This is a genomic window from Pseudoalteromonas sp. Z9A4 (assembly GCF_011378845.1).
GTDB lineage: Bacteria > Pseudomonadota > Gammaproteobacteria > Enterobacterales > Alteromonadaceae > Pseudoalteromonas > Pseudoalteromonas arctica.
In genome coordinates this window covers 106,646-123,495 of the sequence record NZ_WTLA01000001.1, presented here as the reverse complement: position 1 = coordinate 123,495, position 16,850 = coordinate 106,646, and the positions used below count along the sequence as shown (strand labels likewise).

Annotated in this window: 15 protein-coding genes; 8 read left to right on the top strand and 7 right to left on the bottom strand. The window is 41.7% G+C overall.

Annotated elements, in window-relative coordinates; translation table 11 throughout:
* Positions 1-313: 313 nt before the first annotated feature.
* From GQR54_RS00515 to trpA, 6 genes are read left to right on the top strand one after another with little or no spacing between them, the layout of a single operon-like run.
* Positions 314-1,882 carry an anthranilate synthase component 1 gene (locus GQR54_RS00515; RefSeq protein WP_166376210.1) on the top strand — a complete coding sequence of 523 codons (1,569 nt, stop codon included), beginning with the start codon at positions 314-316 and terminating at the stop codon, positions 1,880-1,882.
* A gap of 1 nt (position 1,883) precedes the next feature.
* Complete coding sequence (locus GQR54_RS00510) at positions 1,884-2,486, top strand: aminodeoxychorismate/anthranilate synthase component II (RefSeq protein WP_166376209.1); 603 nt, start codon at positions 1,884-1,886, stop codon at positions 2,484-2,486.
* 11 nt (positions 2,487-2,497) lie between these two features.
* Positions 2,498-3,535, top strand: a complete 1,038-nt coding sequence (trpD, locus tag GQR54_RS00505) for an anthranilate phosphoribosyltransferase (protein WP_166376208.1) — start codon at positions 2,498-2,500, stop codon at positions 3,533-3,535.
* The gene (trpCF, locus tag GQR54_RS00500) at positions 3,528-4,892 is read left to right on the top strand and encodes a bifunctional indole-3-glycerol-phosphate synthase TrpC/phosphoribosylanthranilate isomerase TrpF (protein ID WP_166376207.1); all 1,365 of its coding nucleotides are present in this window, start codon (positions 3,528-3,530) and stop codon (positions 4,890-4,892) included. Before trpD ends, trpCF begins: the two co-directional genes overlap by 8 nt.
* A gap of 7 nt (positions 4,893-4,899) precedes the next feature.
* Complete coding sequence (trpB, locus tag GQR54_RS00495; RefSeq protein WP_166376206.1) at positions 4,900-6,084, top strand: tryptophan synthase subunit beta; 1,185 nt, start codon at positions 4,900-4,902, stop codon at positions 6,082-6,084.
* Complete coding sequence (gene trpA / locus GQR54_RS00490; RefSeq protein ID WP_166376205.1) at positions 6,081-6,902, top strand: tryptophan synthase subunit alpha; 822 nt, start codon at positions 6,081-6,083, stop codon at positions 6,900-6,902. Before trpB ends, trpA begins: the two co-directional genes overlap by 4 nt.
* Before the next feature lie 118 nt (positions 6,903-7,020).
* Here the strand turns inward: trpA and GQR54_RS00485 are convergent, their stop codons facing one another.
* Positions 7,021-7,599, bottom strand: coding sequence for a type 1 glutamine amidotransferase domain-containing protein (locus GQR54_RS00485; RefSeq protein WP_007582489.1), 579 nt, complete (start codon positions 7,597-7,599; stop codon positions 7,021-7,023).
* Between the two features lie 373 nt (positions 7,600-7,972).
* The gene (locus GQR54_RS00480) at positions 7,973-8,242 is read right to left on the bottom strand and encodes an HU family DNA-binding protein (RefSeq protein ID WP_007375441.1); all 270 of its coding nucleotides are present in this window, start codon (positions 8,240-8,242) and stop codon (positions 7,973-7,975) included.
* Positions 8,243-8,433: 191 nt separating this feature from the next.
* Here GQR54_RS00480 and GQR54_RS00475 point away from each other — a divergent pair, with 191 nt between their 5' ends.
* Together GQR54_RS00475 and GQR54_RS00470 are read left to right on the top strand one after the other, a co-directional pair.
* Positions 8,434-9,009 carry an inner membrane-spanning protein YciB gene (locus tag GQR54_RS00475; protein WP_166376204.1) on the top strand — a complete coding sequence of 192 codons (576 nt, stop codon included), beginning with the start codon at positions 8,434-8,436 and terminating at the stop codon, positions 9,007-9,009.
* A gap of 64 nt (positions 9,010-9,073) precedes the next feature.
* Positions 9,074-9,715, top strand: a complete 642-nt coding sequence (locus tag GQR54_RS00470) for a CPBP family intramembrane glutamic endopeptidase (RefSeq protein WP_166376203.1) — start codon at positions 9,074-9,076, stop codon at positions 9,713-9,715.
* 116 nt (positions 9,716-9,831) lie between these two features.
* Here the strand turns inward: GQR54_RS00470 and prpF are convergent, their stop codons facing one another.
* From prpF to GQR54_RS00445, 5 genes are all read right to left on the bottom strand, one after another.
* Positions 9,832-10,998 carry a 2-methylaconitate cis-trans isomerase PrpF gene (gene prpF / locus GQR54_RS00465; protein WP_166376202.1) on the bottom strand — a complete coding sequence of 389 codons (1,167 nt, stop codon included), beginning with the start codon at positions 10,996-10,998 and terminating at the stop codon, positions 9,832-9,834.
* A gap of 11 nt (positions 10,999-11,009) precedes the next feature.
* Positions 11,010-13,619, bottom strand: coding sequence for a Fe/S-dependent 2-methylisocitrate dehydratase AcnD (acnD, locus tag GQR54_RS00460; RefSeq protein WP_166376201.1), 2,610 nt, complete (start codon positions 13,617-13,619; stop codon positions 11,010-11,012).
* A gap of 158 nt (positions 13,620-13,777) precedes the next feature.
* The gene (gene prpC, locus GQR54_RS00455; RefSeq protein WP_166376200.1) at positions 13,778-14,905 is read right to left on the bottom strand and encodes a 2-methylcitrate synthase; all 1,128 of its coding nucleotides are present in this window, start codon (positions 14,903-14,905) and stop codon (positions 13,778-13,780) included.
* A gap of 50 nt (positions 14,906-14,955) precedes the next feature.
* Positions 14,956-15,834, bottom strand: coding sequence for a methylisocitrate lyase (gene prpB / locus GQR54_RS00450; RefSeq protein ID WP_002962361.1), 879 nt, complete (start codon positions 15,832-15,834; stop codon positions 14,956-14,958).
* An 82-nt stretch (positions 15,835-15,916) separates the two neighbouring features.
* Positions 15,917-16,606, bottom strand: coding sequence for a GntR family transcriptional regulator (locus GQR54_RS00445; RefSeq protein ID WP_024590401.1), 690 nt, complete (start codon positions 16,604-16,606; stop codon positions 15,917-15,919).
* Positions 16,607-16,850 lie beyond the last annotated feature (244 nt).

Below are 16,850 nucleotides of genomic sequence, written 5' to 3'. Positions count from 1 at the left end.
TCAATTCAAACTTAAACACTATTTGGTGGTGGCACTCGTAATTATCGGGTGATGAATTGTCGTGTCTAACAAAAATTCAAAACCCGCAACTATGCGGGTTTTTTTATAACTAAATTTTACGAAACGTATACGTTAAAAATATTTAATAAATTTTGAGGCAGAAAAACATGAATAACGGTCTTACTCTTACACATCGTTGGTGGTGGCGCCTGATATAGCGGGACGGTAATGATCTGTTTGTAATTTAGATATCGTTATTCAAACCCCGCATTGCTAAAGCATTGCGGGGTTTAATTTTTTGAGGGAATGAGGTTTGATTTTTAGTCATATAACTACCACACCAGGCGAAGTAACAAGCATTACGCAAGTACGCGACTATATAAGTAGTCCACTTGCATTATACGCGGCACTTGATAAGCCTAACTCACTACTGCTTGAATCGGCTGAGATTGATTCTAAAGACAGTGTTAAAAGTTTAATTTTAGTCGACTGTGCCCTGCGCATCGTATGCCAAGGTAAAACAGTTACTATCACTGCTCAATCTAATAATGGGCAACAACTACTTAGCTACTTGCAGGAAAATGTTAAAAGCTGTGATGCCACTTTAGACGGCGCAACGCTTACCCTGTGTTATTTAGACACAAGCGGCGATACTGACGAAGCGAGTAAACTAGTTGCAGATAATGCATTTAGCGCCCTTCGTACTTGTATTAACAGTATTAAAAGCACAACTAACAATCCATTTTCGTTATTTTTAGGCGGTGTATTTGCCTACGATATGGTAGCAAACTTTGAGCAGTTAAGTGATGTACCAGATGGCGAAAATACCTGCCCAGATTACGTATTTTATTTAGCCGAAACCTTAGTTGTTATTGATCATCAAAAACAAACAACCGAACTCATTGGTAATGTATTTAATGGCCCAGACGTACACGCTAACTGCTTTGAAGTAGGTAAAGAACTAGAGCGCTTAAATACGCTGTGCGATAACGCTTCAGAATTTAGTGCGGATATGCAAAGTGGCGAATGTGATGTAAGCGTTGATATTGACGATGACACTTACTGCGAGCAAGTGGTTAAGCTTAAAAAGAATATTGTAGATGGTGATATTTTTCAGGTAGTGCCGTCGCGTACATTTTCACTACCTTGCCCTGACCCTCTGCACGCTTATAGCCAGCTTAAAAAGCAAAATCCAAGTCCGTATATGTTTTATATGCGCGATGAAGACTTTGCTTTATTTGGCGCATCGCCTGAATCAGCACTTAAATACACAGTGCAATCTCAGCAAGTAGAAGTATACCCAATTGCTGGCACTCGCCCACGTGGCAAATTTGCTAATGGGCAAATAAACCCAGACCTAGACAGCCGCATTGAACTTGAACTTAGAAACGATCAAAAAGAGCGCGCCGAGCATTTAATGCTTGTTGATTTAGCGCGTAACGACGTAGCCCGCATTAGTGTTGCTGGTACTCGTTTTGCCAAAGAGCTATTAAAAGTAGACCGCTATTCACAGGTAATGCATTTAGTATCGCGCGTTGTAGGTACTCTTAAACCTGAGCTTGATGCACTACACGCTTACCAAGCATGTATGAACATGGGCACGCTTGTTGGTGCACCAAAAGTGCGTGCTGCTGAGCTTGTTCGTCAAACAGAAGGCAAACGCCGTGGCAGCTATGGCGGCGCTGTAGGTTACTTAACGGGCGATGGCGCAATGGATAGCTGTATTGTTATTCGCTCAGCTTTTGTTAAAAATAATAAAGCATATGTGCAAGCAGGTGCCGGTGTAGTGTTTGACTCAGATCCTATTTCAGAAGCAAACGAAACTCGCGCTAAAGCACAAGCGGTTATCACCGCCATAAAATCTACGTATAAGGCGGTATAAAATGAGTAAAGCGAATCCTATCAAAATCTATTTTTTAGATAACTTTGACTCATTTACATATAACCTTGTTGATGAGCTGACGATGCTTGGCTGCGAACTGGTTGTTTACAGAAACAACATTAGCGCTGAGGTTATCTTTAACAAAATGCGCCAAGAGCAAGGCCAAGTACTATTAGTACTTTCGCCTGGTCCTGGAACACCAAGCGATGCAGGCTGTTTAATGGAGCTTATTGAGATCTCTAAAGGCCACTTCCCAATGCTAGGCATTTGTTTAGGTCAACAAGCATTAACACAAAGCTATGGCGGAGTAATCGGTCACGCGGGTGAAACCGTACATGGTAAGTCTTCAATTATTAATTTAGGCGAGCATCCTGTATTTGATGGTATGGGCAATACAATGCCAGTTGCGCGTTATCATTCATTAATGGCAACAAAAGTACCTGACAATATTGAAGTAATTGCCCAGTACGAAGATATCCCTATGGCTATTTATCATCATGATGACAATGCGTTAGGTTATCAGTTTCATCCAGAATCAATACTAACGCCAAACGGCGCAATGCTACTCCAGCAAAGTGTCGCTTACTTAACACGCGCTAAATAAAAGAGGACATTATGAGTACACAACCAAAACAACCCATAAATGTTCAACACGCTATTGAGCAACTAATTACTGGGCAATCATTAAGCTACGCAGACGCCAAAGCGCTTTTTGATGAAATAATGCAAGGTAATATGAGTGAAATTGAGCTAACCGCCCTACTTATAAGCCTTAAAATTAAAGGCGAAGTAAGCGACGAGATTGCAGGCGCTGCAGCCTCAATGCGCGAAAACGCCGTTGCTTTTACTACCAGCAGTACGCAACTTGCCGATAGCTGTGGTACTGGTGGCGATGGTTCAAACACAATTAATATAAGTACAACGGCTGCAATTGTTGCCGCTGCTGCCGGTATTAACATGGTAAAACATGGTAATCGCAGTGTATCGAGTAATTCAGGCTCAGCCGATTTACTCAAAGCCCTGGGCATTAATATAGATATGAGCCCAGAGCAAGCAGCAAAATGTCTTGAGCAAACCAATTTTACCTTTTTGTTTGCACCGCACTATCACAGTGGCGTACGCCATGCGATGGGCGTACGAACATCGCTTAAAACACGCACTATTTTTAATATTTTAGGTCCGCTTGCTAACCCTGCAGCACCTGAAGTGCAATTACTCGGCGTCTATAACGAAGCGTTGTGTATGCCAATGGCACAAACACTTAAAACCCTTGGCACAAAGCGCGCTATGATTGTTCACGGCTCGGGCACTGACGAAATAGCCCTACACGGCCCAACAACGGTAGTTGGGCTAAATAATGGCGAGATTACGCAGTACACACTAAACCCAAGCGACTTTGACCTTGCAAACTATTCACTTGAACAACTCGCTGGTGAAGGCCCACAATACAACGCAAATGCCAGCCTCGCCATCTTGCAAGGCAAAGGCACAGATGCACATAATGCTGCTATTGTGGTTAACGTAGCTGCCCTTTTATACCTAACAGGTAAAGCAGAAACGTTAAAAGAAGGGGCAAAACAAGTACAAACATTATTAAGTTCAGGGCAAGCCATGAACACACTAAGTGCAATTATTGAGGTAAGTAATGGCTAATGTATTAGACAAAATTGTTGCTGATAAAAAATTAGAGCTAATTGAGCGTAAAGCTGCGCGTCCGCTTGAAAGCTTTAAGCACCTTGCAGTGCCTACAAGCCGTAGCTTTTATAAAGCACTTGCAGCACCTGGCACACAGTTTATTTTAGAGTGTAAAAAAGCATCGCCTTCAAAAGGGTTAATTAGAGAGCCGTTTGATTTAACCGAAATTACTTCAGTTTATAAAAAATATGCTACCTGCATGAGTGTGTTAACTGATGCTAAATATTTTCAAGGCAGCTTTGACTATCTTGAATTTGTGCGCAGCCAAGTAGAACAACCGCTTATCTGTAAAGACTTTTTTATAGACGAGTACCAAGTGTATATGGCACGTATTTATGGTGGTGACGCTATATTACTGATGCTTTCGGTACTCGATGACGAAAGCTATAAAGCACTGCATGCTGTTGCCGATTCACTTAATATGTCGGTGTTAACCGAAGTAAGTAATGAAGAAGAAGTACACCGCGCACTTGCACTTGATGCACAAATTATTGGTATTAATAACCGCGATTTACGCGATTTAAGCACCGATTTAGCCACTACTGAAAAACTACGAAAGCTTATTCCGGCTGATAAAGTGGTTATTTCGGAATCGGGTATTTACACCCATCAAGACGTAAAACGTTTAGCTCCATTATGCGATGGCTTTTTAATTGGCAGCTCACTTATGAGCGAGCGTGATTTAGAGCAAGCATGTCGCCGTGTTATTTTAGGCGACAATAAAGTATGTGGTTTAACACGTAGCCAAGATGTACTCACGGCATATCAAAATGGTGCTGTTTATGGTGGTTTAATTTTTCATCCTAAATCGCCGCGCTATGTCGATTTAGATTGTGCAAGGGAGCTGAGCCAAAGCGCACCACTTAACTTTGTTGGTGTATTTGTAGACGCCCCCATTGAGCAAGTTGCTCAATACGCAAGTGTGTTAAAATTAGCGGCAGTTCAATTACATGGCCAAGAAAGTGACGATTACATTGCTGACTTGCGTACACAGTTACCAACTAATTGCGAAATTTGGAAAGCCCAAGCAATAAAAGATGCATTGCCAACGCCTGTAAATGGGGTTGATCGACACCTTTACGATACGCACAGCGATACACAAGCTGGCGGTACAGGTATAGTATTTGATTGGTCAGTGCTTGGTAATGCAACTACACCATTTATGCTCGCTGGAGGCTTAAATCCAGACAATATTAAAGATGCGCTTTTTAAAGGTGCCTTAGGCCTTGATTTAAACTCAGGCGTTGAAGAATCTGCGGGTAAAAAGTGCCCTAACAAATTACATAATGCTTTTACAAGCATCAGAAATTATTGAGGTTAAAATGCAAAATCCAGCTTATTTTGGCGAGTTTGGCGGTATGTTTGTACCCGAGTTACTTGTCCCTGCGCTTAAGCAGTTAGAAAACGAATTTAACAAAGCACAAAAAGATCCTGAGTTTCAGGCAGAGCTAAGTAAATTATTAAACGAGTATGCGGGTCGTCCTACCCCACTTACTTTAACGCGCAATTTAGTTAAAAACCCAAAAGTAAAATTGTATCTAAAGCGTGAAGACTTATTACACGGCGGCGCACATAAAACGAACCAAGTACTTGGCCAAGCGTTACTTACTAAGCGTATGGGTAAAAAACAAGTCATTGCTGAAACAGGTGCCGGTCAACACGGCGTTGCAACCGCGCTTGCATGTGCACTACTGGGTTTAAAATGTCGTATTTATATGGGCGCAAAAGACGTTGAACGTCAGCAACCTAACGTATTTAGAATGAAGTTAATGGGCGCAGAAGTCATTCCGGTAACAGCAGGTTCTGGCACATTAAAAGATGCCGTAAATGAAGCGCTGCGTGACTGGTCAGCAAATTACCAAGACGCGCACTACCTACTAGGTACAGCTGCGGGTCCTCACCCATTCCCAACAATTGTACGCGAGTATCAAAAAATTATTGGTGAAGAAGCTAAGCAACAAGTACTTAAAGCAGAAGGTCGTTTACCTGACGCTGTTATTGCCTGTGTTGGTGGTGGTTCAAACGCAATTGGTATGTTTACTGACTTTATTGACGAGCCAGGCGTTAAATTAATTGGTGTTGAGCCTGCTGGTAAAGGTCTTGATACAAATGAGCACGGTGCAACAATTTGTAAAGGCACTAAAGGCATATTACACGGTACTTATACGTATATTATGCAAAATGACGATGGCCAAATTGAAGAGTCTTACTCTGTATCAGCGGGTCTTGATTACCCAGCTGTTGGTCCTCAGCATGCATTTTTACACGAAACTGGTCGCGCTCAATATGTAGCTATTACCGATACAGAAGCGCTTGATGCGTTTCAGTCGCTTGCTAAAAATGAAGGGATTATTCCGGCACTTGAATCAAGCCATGCGTTAGCTTATGCGCTTAAGTACGCAGAGGAGCTAACCGAGGAAAGTGTTATAGTGATTAATTTAAGTGGTCGTGGCGATAAAGATTTAGCACACGTTCACAATGTACTAACTGAAAGAGGTCAGCTATGAGCCAAGTAAAAACGGATCGTTACGGCAAAATGTTTGCAGCGCTTAACGAGCAAAAACAAGGTGCGTTTGTACCATTTGTAACGATTGGCGACCCAGGTAAAGAGCAAAGTATTGCGATTATAAAAAGTCTGATTGACGGCGGCGCTGATGCGCTTGAGCTTGGTATTCCGTTTTCTGACCCAATTGCAGATGGCCCAGTAATTCAAAAAGCTAATATTCGCGCACTCAATGTGCACATTAACACACAAGATTGCTTTGATATTATTAAAGAAATACGTGAGTATAATGCCGATATTCCAATTGGCTTATTATTGTATTCAAACCTTGTGTTTAAGCGCGGTATAGAAGCATTTTATAAAGATGCAAAAGCGGTAGGCGTAGACTCAATTTTAGTGGCTGATGTACCTTTACATGAATCTAAAATGTTTAGAAAGTCAGCTATGGATAACGGTGTAGACCCAATTTTTATTGCAACACCAAATGCAGATGACGACACACTTCGCCAATGCGCCTCTTACGGTCGTGGTTACACGTATTTACTATCGCGCGCAGGTGTTACCGGTACCGATACTAAGGCACAAATGCCTGCGGGTAATATTGTTACTAAATTAAAAGAATACCATGCAGCCCCTGCTCTTTTAGGGTTTGGTATTTCAACGCCAGATGATGTAAAAGCGGCTCTTAATGCAGGTGCAGCCGGTGCTATTTCAGGCTCTGCTGTGGTTAAAATTATTGAAGCTAACCTTAATGATTTACCAACAATGACCGCGCAACTAAAAGCATTTGTAGCCGATATGAAAGCAGCTACATCGCTTTAAGCCATCGCTATAAGCTAACTAGGGCGTGTTTTATACGCATTAAAAAAGGGCATTTAAAATGCCCTTTTTTGTTTTTTAAAATCAAACGCTGTATCAATATCCAAACGTTTTAAAAAAATTAGTGAGCTTGGTGTTTACCCTCTAAAATCTCTTCAATAAATTTAGCATTAAATGCTTCTAAATCGGCGGGACTTCGGCTTGTTACTAAGCCTTTATCTACACATACTTCTTGGTCAACCCAATTAGCGCCTGCATTAATTAAATCGCTTTTAATACTTGGAAAAGAGGTAATGGTACGGTCGCGCAATTTATTAATTTCAGCTAACAACCACGGCGCATGGCAAATAGCAGCAACGGGTTTGTTTTTTTCTGCCCCAAAAAAGCCATCAATAAAGGCTTTAGCATCTTTATCTTGGCGTAAACTGTCTGGGTTAAATAAACCACCAGGAAGCATAAGCGCGTCGTAATCAGCAGGGTCTGCGTTTGTAACTAGTTTATCTACTGTTACTTTATCGCCCCACTTGTCTTCATCCCAGCCCGTAATTTGGCCTTCTTTAATTGATACTATTTCGATGTTTGCACCGGCATCAAGTAATGCGCTGCGTGGAGATAAAAGCTCACTTTGCTCAAACCCATCAGTGGCTAAAATTGCAATTTTTTTGCCTTGTAAACGTGTGCTTGTTTGTAATGTACTCATTGAGATCTCCTTATATTATACCAACCTGCATAAATCTTTGAGCAATTTAACGTCGTTAAATAGACCCCATATATAAGCGGACTGGTATTGTTTAAAAATATGTTCGAAACACACAGTTAAACAGCATAATGCATGCCTATTACAAGCGGTTGAAAATTAAGGAGTAAATTAGAATAGAGTTTATGATGCTATGTAAATTATTTAGAGATTATGAATAATGTACATAAGTGCGAATCGATTTCCAACTCATGTAATTTAACGCCACCAAAAGCGAGGTATAAAACCTCACCTACAACATATACCCGTAGGTGCGAATTTACTTCGGGCTCATGTAACTTATCTATCAATACGGGGTTTAAAGCCTTAAATAAAATTAAAGCAGATCTTTTAACGCTTTAGCCGGTTTAAAAACCGCTTTATTTGCGCCTTCTATTTCAATTGCTGCGCCTGTTTGCGGGTTACGCCCAGTACGCGCTGGATAGTAACTTAGTGCAAACGTACCAAAGCCATTAATTTGAACCTGATCACCCTCAGAGAGCGATTTAGTAATTACTTTTTGCAAGCTTGAAAGTGCCGCTTGAGAATCTTTTTTTGTTAATTCACTTTTGTGTGCAATGGCAGCAACGAGTTCTGCTTTATTCATTTTAGGCTCCTAAATACACGCCAAATCAGTGTTGGTTAAGCGTGGGAATATGATGATATAAAAAATACCAAACCAAATTGGCAATAAAGCCACGCAGGCTAAGGGTTACAGGGCAACAAGTCAACCTTGTAGTTGCTAAGCTTTATGTGGTAAAAAGCCTTTGACTCTTTTTTGTATAATTTAGGTAAGCTATGCACGCATTAATTGAATACATCCCACTTATACTGTTTTTTGCCGTTTTTAAGCTAGTCGATATATATTGGGCTACCGGTTTATTAATGGCCACTACGCTCATTCAAGTTGTTTATAGCTACTTTAAACATGGCTCTGTGCCAACTCGTCAGTGGATATTTTTTGGCATTGCTGCCGTGTTTGGTACGTTAACGCTGGTACTTCATGATGAGCAATACATAAAATGGAAAGCAACGCTGATATACGCAGGTTTGAGTTTAACGTTACTTGTTAGCCGTTATGTACTTAAGAAAAACCTCGTTAAAAAAGCGCTTAGTTCAATACTCGAAAATGCTAATGATACAAAGCAAGCCATTGTTGTCCCAGAACCGTTATGGGATAAGCTTAATTTAATGTGGGTTGTAATTACTGCTGGCATCGCAGCACTAAACATTTATATTGCATATAATTTTTCGCTCGACTTTTGGGTTAACTTTAAAGTGTTTGGTTTAATGGGTATTACCTTTGTGAGTATTTTTGCCACTATTATTGCCTTGTACAAATACCTCCCTAGTGAAGAGGAGCCAGCAAAGTAAGCCCCCTCGTCATAAAAATGTCGTCTTAGCTTGATAGCTTATTAAAAAACAAGTTGAGACGACCTTGAACGCCAATCAATATCGCTGGTTTGAATTTACCCTCATTTTTGTGTTACTGCCCTTGTTGGGTTTTGTATTACGCGAGCATTTAGCTAACTGGCTTATTCCTGCGCTTATTATACTTATGAGTGTGTGTTGTATGTTGCTACTGGGCGATCCCCACTTTAAACGTTTTAGACTCACAAGCCTTGGGCAATTTTCTGCTGTTAAAAAACGTGTTTTTAGCTTCTTTTTTTTAGGTGCGCTGTTCTCTGGTATGTTTTACGGGATTATTCATCAGGGCAACTGGTTTACCCTTCCCCGCAACTCGTTTAATGATTGGCTTTTACTGTTGCTACTCTACCCAATACTGTCGGTTATTCCTCAAGAATTAATATTCAGAACGTATTTTTTTCATCGTTATAAACGCATCATGCCCAAAAAAGCAGTGCGTATTATAGTTAGTGCGAGTGTATTTGCGTTGGCGCATAGTGTGTATGCAAATTGGATTGCAGTAGCCTTAGCCTTTTTAGGTGGCTTACTGTTTGCCTATACCTATGCACAAAGCCGCTCAACCGTCGTGTGTGTTATTGAGCATAGTTTATGGGGGATATGGATGTTCACACTCGGGATTGGCAGCTACCTAGATTCAGGCACTATGAGTTAGTGCTGTTTTGTTATTAATTATGACAATAAAAAAAGCACAAAGCGCATAAGTATTTTGATGCTGTAAATTAATCACAATACTTATGCGATGGCTGTACGATAGTTATTAATGAGGAACTACTGAGGAACTCTTACAACCCCTTCCATTAATACCCGTGCACTTCGGCTCATACTTGCTTTGGTAACTAGCCAGTTGCCAGCATTATTTTTAGCCTCAGCGCCTACTTTTAGCGTGCCCGACGGATGACCAAAGTTCACTTCACTTAATGCGCTGCCACCAGCGGCTATATTAACAAGTGTGCCCTCAATAGCCGCAGCAGTGCCAATAGCAACCGCAGCTGTACCCATCATGGCATGGTGCAGTTTACCCATCGACATAGCGCGTACTAACAAGTTGATATTTGCAGCTTCAATAATTTTACCGCTAGATGCTTTGTAATCTAAAGGTGATGCAACAAACGCAACTTTAGGCGTATGTTGGCGAGCTTGCGCTTCACTAATGTTAGTGATTAAGCCCATTTTAACAGCGCCATAAGCACGAATGGTTTCAAGCTTTTTAAGCGCTGCAACATCGTTATTTATATCGTCTTGCAGCTCTGTGCCGGTATAACCAATATCAGTGGCGTTAATAAATATGGTAGGAATACCTGCATTTATCATTGTTGCTTTTAAAGTACCAACACCCGGTACTTCTAAATCATCAGCTACATTTCCAGTTGGAAATAACGCACCATCGCCATCAGCGGGGTCAATAAATTCAAGTTTTACTTCAGCTGCTGTAAATGTAACACCATCGAGTTCAAAGTCGCCGGTTTCTTGTACTTCGCCATTTGTCATGGGGACATGCACTAATATGCTTTTTTTAATATTAGCCTGCCACACACGCACAATAGCAACACCGTTATCGGGCACTAGGTTTTTATCGACCAAACCATTACTAATGGCAAAAGCACCCACTGCTGAGGTTAAGTTACCGCAGTTTCCGCTCCAATCTACAAAAGGTTTATCTATCGCCACTTGACCAAACAAGTAATCAACATCGTGATCGGCTTGCTCACTTTTACTTAAAATTACAGTTTTACTGGTACTTGATGTAGCGCCGCCCATACCATCCGTTTGTTTGGCGTACGGATCGGGGCTGCCAATAACGCGCAGTAATAAATTATCGCGCGCCTCGCCTGCTATTTGAGCAGGCTTTGGCAAATCAGTTAAATTAAAAAATACACCTTTACTGGTGCCGCCACGCATATAGGTTGCAGGCACTTTAATTTGCGGTTTAAACATAATGCTTGCCCTTATGCAGATTTCGTTGCTTCTAAAAAGTCTTGTGCAAAGCGTTGTAATACACCGCCAGCAGCGTAAATAGAAAGCTCTTCTTGGGTATCTATACGGCATTTCATGGGTATATTTAACACTTCGCCATTTTTACGTGTGATAGATAAATTAAGCGTACAACCAGGCGTTGGCTCGCCTGTTACATCATAACTTTCACTGCCATCAAGTTTTAGCGTTTTACGAGTTGTGCCTGCTTTAAATTCAAGAGGCAATACACCCATACCAACTAAGTTAGTACGATGAATACGCTCAAAGCCCTCAGCTGCTATTACTTCAACGCCTGCAAGTCTTACGCCTTTTGCCGCCCAATCGCGTGACGAACCTTGACCGTAATCGGCACCCGCTACAATAATAAGCGGTTGTTTACGTTCCATGTAGGCTTCGATTGCTTCCCACATACGTGTGTTAGTGCCTTGTGGCTCTATTCGCGCATAAGAACCTTGCTTAACTTCGCCGTTTTCGTCCAGTACCATTTCATTAAGTAGTTTTGGGTTTGCAAAGGTTGCGCGCTGCGCTGTTAAATGATCGCCCCGGTGCGTTGCGTACGAGTTGTAGTCCTCCTCTGGGACGTTCATTTTGGTTAGGTATTCGCCAGCGGCACTGCTTGCCATAATTGCGTTTGATGGTGATAGATGATCGGTTGTAATGTTATCGCCAAGTAAAGCAAGCGCACGCATACCACTCATTGTACGCTCACCCGCAAGCCCACCTTCCCAATAAGGAGGGCGACGAATATACGTACTTTCTGGGCGCCAGTCGTAAAGTGGGTCGTTATCTTCTCCGTAATCTACGGTTAAATTAAACATCGGCTCGTATACTTTTCTAAATTGCTCCGGCTTAACACTTTGCTTAATTACTGCATCAATCTCTTCATCTGATGGCCATAAATCTTTAAGCGTAATATCGTTGCCTTGTTGATCTTGCCCTAGTATCCCTTTTTCAATATCAAAGCGAATAGTACCCGCAATGGCGTAAGCAACAACCAAAGGAGGTGACGCTAAAAATGCTTGCTTAGCATAAGGGTGAATACGCCCATCAAAGTTACGATTGCCCGAAAGCACCGCTGTAGTATATAAATCGCGTTCTATTACTTCTTTTTGAATAACAGGGTCAAGCGCCCCGCTCATACCATTACAGGTAGTACACGCAAAACCAACAATGCCAAAGCCAAGTTGCTCAAGCTCTGTTAGTAGGTTTGCATCTTCAAGGTATGATTGCACTGCTTTTGAGCCCGGTGCTAATGAAGTTTTAACCCAAGGTTTACGCGTTAAGCCTTTTGCATTTGCGTTACGGGCAAGTAGTGCTGCGGCAATTACATTGCGTGGATTACTCGTATTAGTACAGCTAGTAATAGCGGCAATAATACATGCGCCGTCAGGCATTAAGCCTTCTTCATTTTCAACGACACCCGAAATACCTTCTTTAGCTAAATCGCTTGTCGATACACGGCGGTGCGGATTAGATGGACCCGCTATATTGCGCCCCACGCTTGATAAATCAAACTTAAGTACACGCTCGTATTTTGCGGTTTTTAAGCTATCGCTCCAAAGGCCTGCTGTTTTTGCATAGTTTTCTACAAGGGCAATTTGTTCTTCTTCGCGACCTGTTAAACGCAAATAATCTATTGTTTTATCGTCGATATAAAACATGGCGGCAGTTGCGCCAAATTCAGGTGTCATGTTTGAAATGGTTGCTCTGTCGCCAAGTGTAAGCGCGTCTGCACCTTCACCATAAAACTCTAAATAAGTAGATACAACACGTTGCTCACGTAAAAATTCAGTAATGGCTAGCACAATATCGGTTGCGGTAATACCTGGTTGGCGCTTACCTGTTAACTCAACACCTACAATATCGGGCAAGCGAATATAAGAAGCACGGCCAAGCATAACGCTTTCCGCTTCAAGCCCACCTACACCCACAGCAATAACACCAAGCGCATCAACATGTGGCGTGTGACTGTCGGTACCAACTAAGGTATCTGGGAATGCAATGCCATCTCGGTTTTGAATAACCGGCGACATTTTTTCAAGATTAATTTGATGCATAATGCCGTTACCCGGTGGAATAACGTCAATATTTTTAAACGCAGTTTTAGTCCAGTTTATAAAATGAAAACGGTCATCATTTCGTCTGTCTTCGATGGCGCGGTTTTTTTCAAACGCATCAGGATCAAAACCGGCATGCTCTACCGCTAGTGAATGATCAACAATTAGCTGCGTAGGTACTACCGGATTCACTTTTGCGGGGTCGCCGCCTTTGGCTGCAATTGCATCACGAAGCCCAGCTAAATCAACAAGCGCTGTTTGGCCTAAAATATCATGGCAGACCACACGCGCCGGATACCACGGAAAATCTAAATCTTGTTTGCGCTCAATTAGCTGGTTAAGTGCATCGGTTAACATAGCAGGGTCGCATCGGCGTACTAGGTTTTCGGCAAATACACGTAATGAATAAGGTAGCGTGGCGTATGCACCTGGCTTAATTGCATCTACGGCTTCTTGGGTATCGTAATAGTCGACATTTGAGCCCGGTAGAGGTTTACGGTATTGGGTATTATTAATTATGGTCATAATAAGGGTTCGCTAATTTGGTGACGGATGTAATACCAATTTTATGGAGGGTGCAATTGGTATTTTTAAAGAAAGGCTTTAGGTTTGTAGTTGTTTTTATTATATAAAGCATTAAAGCCGTAAAAGGTGAGCCATTGGCTCACCTTAGTTAAAAATAATTAACTTCTTGATTCGATTGGTGTGTAACTACGTGCATCAGGCCCTGTGTAATCGGCACTTGGGCGAATAATACGGTTGTTAGCGCGTTGCTCTTTTACATGTGCAGTCCAACCAGTAACACGGCTCATTACAAATATTGGCGTAAATAACTTAGTCGGAATATCCATAAAGTGATAAGCAGATGCATGGAAAAAATCGGCATTACAAAACAGTTTTTTCTCGCGCCACATAATCTCTTCACAACGAACAGACACAGGATAAAGCACGGTATCACCGACTTCAGTAGCTAGTTTTTCAGACCACTTTTTAATAATTACGTTACGCGGATCCGATTCGCGATAAATCGCGTGACCAAATCCCATTATTTTATCTTTACGTTCAAGCATGCCCATTACTTCTTGCTCAGCATGCTCAGCACTTGTAAAGCCTTGAATCATATCCATTGCCGCTTCGTTAGCACCACCATGTAATGGACCACGCAGCGTGCCAATCGCACCAGTTACACAAGAATGAATATCAGAAAGCGTTGATGCACACACACGACCCGCAAATGTAGAAGCATTAAACTCGTGCTCTGCGTATAAAATTAGTGATACGTTCATCACTTGTGCAAATAACTCGCTAGGTGCTTTGTCGTGTAACAGCGTTAAAAAATGTGCGCCAACAGAGTCGTCATCTGTTTGTGTTTCAATGCGTACGCCATCGTGTGTAAAGCGGTACCAGTAACAAATAATACTTGGGAACACAGCAATCATACGGTCGATTGCATCATTAGCTTGGCTAAAATCAAGCTCCATTTCAAGGTTGCCTAACATTGAGCAGCCCGTGCGCATTACATCCATTGGATGCGCGTCTTTAGGAATATTTTCAAGCACGGTTTTAAGCGCATCAGGTAAGCCGCGTAAGCTTTTTAGTTTTGCTTTATATTCTGCCAATTCACTTGTTGTAGGTAACTCTCCGCGTGAAAGTAAAAAAGACACTTCTTCAAACTGCGCTTTTTCAGCAAGTTCGCTAATATCGTAACCACAATACGTTAAACCAGAACCGCTTTGTCCAACAGTACACAATGCTGTTTGACCAGCCACTTGTCCGCGTAAACCCGCGCCGCCTAATGCTTTATCTACCATGTTCTTCTCCTATCTTAAATTTTTGTGTGATTTTATTTTTTTAATAATTATTATTTGTCAGATTTTGATGAAAAAAGTGTGTCGAGTGTGTTCTCGTACGTGTGGTAATCTAAAAAATCGTAAAGCTCAGAACGCGTTTGCATATTTTCGATTTGGCTTTGTTGCGAGCCTTCATTTAAAATTGCTGAATACACGTTTAATGCTGCTTTGTTCATGGCTCTAAATGCACTTAGTGGGTAAAGCACCATTTCAACACCTACATCGCTTAACTGCTCTTTAGTGTAAATAGGTGTTTGGCCAAACTCAGTAATGTTTGCCAAAATTGGAACGTTAATCGCTTTTGCAAATGCTTGGTAATCAGCAAGGTCGTGTACGGCTTCTGCAAAAATAGCGTCAGCACCGGCTTCAACACAGGCCGCTGCACGGTCTATCGCGGCGTTTAAACCTTCTTTTTGAAATGCATCGGTACGCGCCATAATATAAAAATCGCTATCGGTTTTTGCATCAACCGCCGCTTTAATGCGGTCAACCATTTCACCTTGGCTTACAATTTCTTTATTAGGACGATGGCCACAGCGCTTTTGCGCTACTTGATCTTCTATATGAAAACCCGCCGCACCGGCTTTAGTCATTTCTTTTACTGTGCGTGCAATGTTAAACGCCCCACCCCAACCGGTATCGGCATCAACAAGTAGTGGTAAATCGCTAGCACCAGTAATACGACGAATATCTTCAAGCACGTTATCAAGGCTCGTCATACCTAAGTCAGGCATACCAAACGAGGCGTTTGCAACACCGGCACCTGAGAGGTAAATAGCTTGGTGACCCATTTTTTCAGCCATCATCGCTGTGTAGGCGTTAATAGTACCTACTACTTGTAACGGGCGGTTATTGGCAATAGCGTGTTTAAATTTTAATCCTGCTGACATTACTTTCTCCTCACTTTGAACGGTTGCTACGTGGAGTAACTTATAGTTTTAATCTGTAATTGTGACTGTTTAACTGCTCTACTTAACTTTTAGCCGTTAATAAATCAAATTTGGTTTGAATATTTGCTTGCGATGCACTTATGTGGCGCTTCATAAGCATTTCGGCCAGTTCGCCATCGTGGTTTTCAATCGCGTTAATAATAGCTAAATGCTCATCAAACGCTTTTGATACACGCGGCCCCACCATGCCCATTTGTACACGGTACATGCGTATCAATTGATAGAGCTCATTACACAGTAAATGAATTAAATGCGCGTTTTTACTGCCTTGAATAATACGGTAATGAAAATCTAAATCGCCGGCTTCTTGATAATAAGATTCGCCCTCTTTAACACGTTGTGTTTGTAGGTGCTGATTAAGTAATTGCTTTAAGCCTTTTACTTCTTCGGGTTCCATATTGTCGGCAGCAAGTCTACATGCCAAGCCTTCAAGCGAACTACGAACTTGATAAACTTCAATCAAACGCTCAGCAGTAAGGGCAACTACTCGGCAACCTACGTTAGCTTTACGCTCAACAAGGTAGCAACTTTCTAGGCGATTTAACGCCTCTCTAAGCGTTGCACGGCTTACACCATAACGTTTGGCAAGCTCAGGCTCTGATATTTTACTGCCTTGAACTATGCTTCCTTCAACAATCTCACGGCGCATATCTACAAATACTTGATCTGATGCGGTAGTTATAGGCGCTTCGTTTAAAAATGTGTGTGTCATAAGTTATTTTTTAGATTGTCGACAATTGATGTGGTTACTATGGGCTTATTAAAAAATCATGTCAACCCTTAAACCTATCAAAATGGCTAAAAAACACGCTCATTGTCGACACTATTAACCTAAAGTCGCATAAAAATGGTTTTACAATGGACTAAAACAGTGAAGTGTCGACAGCGTAATAAATCAGATGTTACGCTTTTTAGCGCTGAAAACACCTCGCATAAATGCTATTATCGCGCTTTAT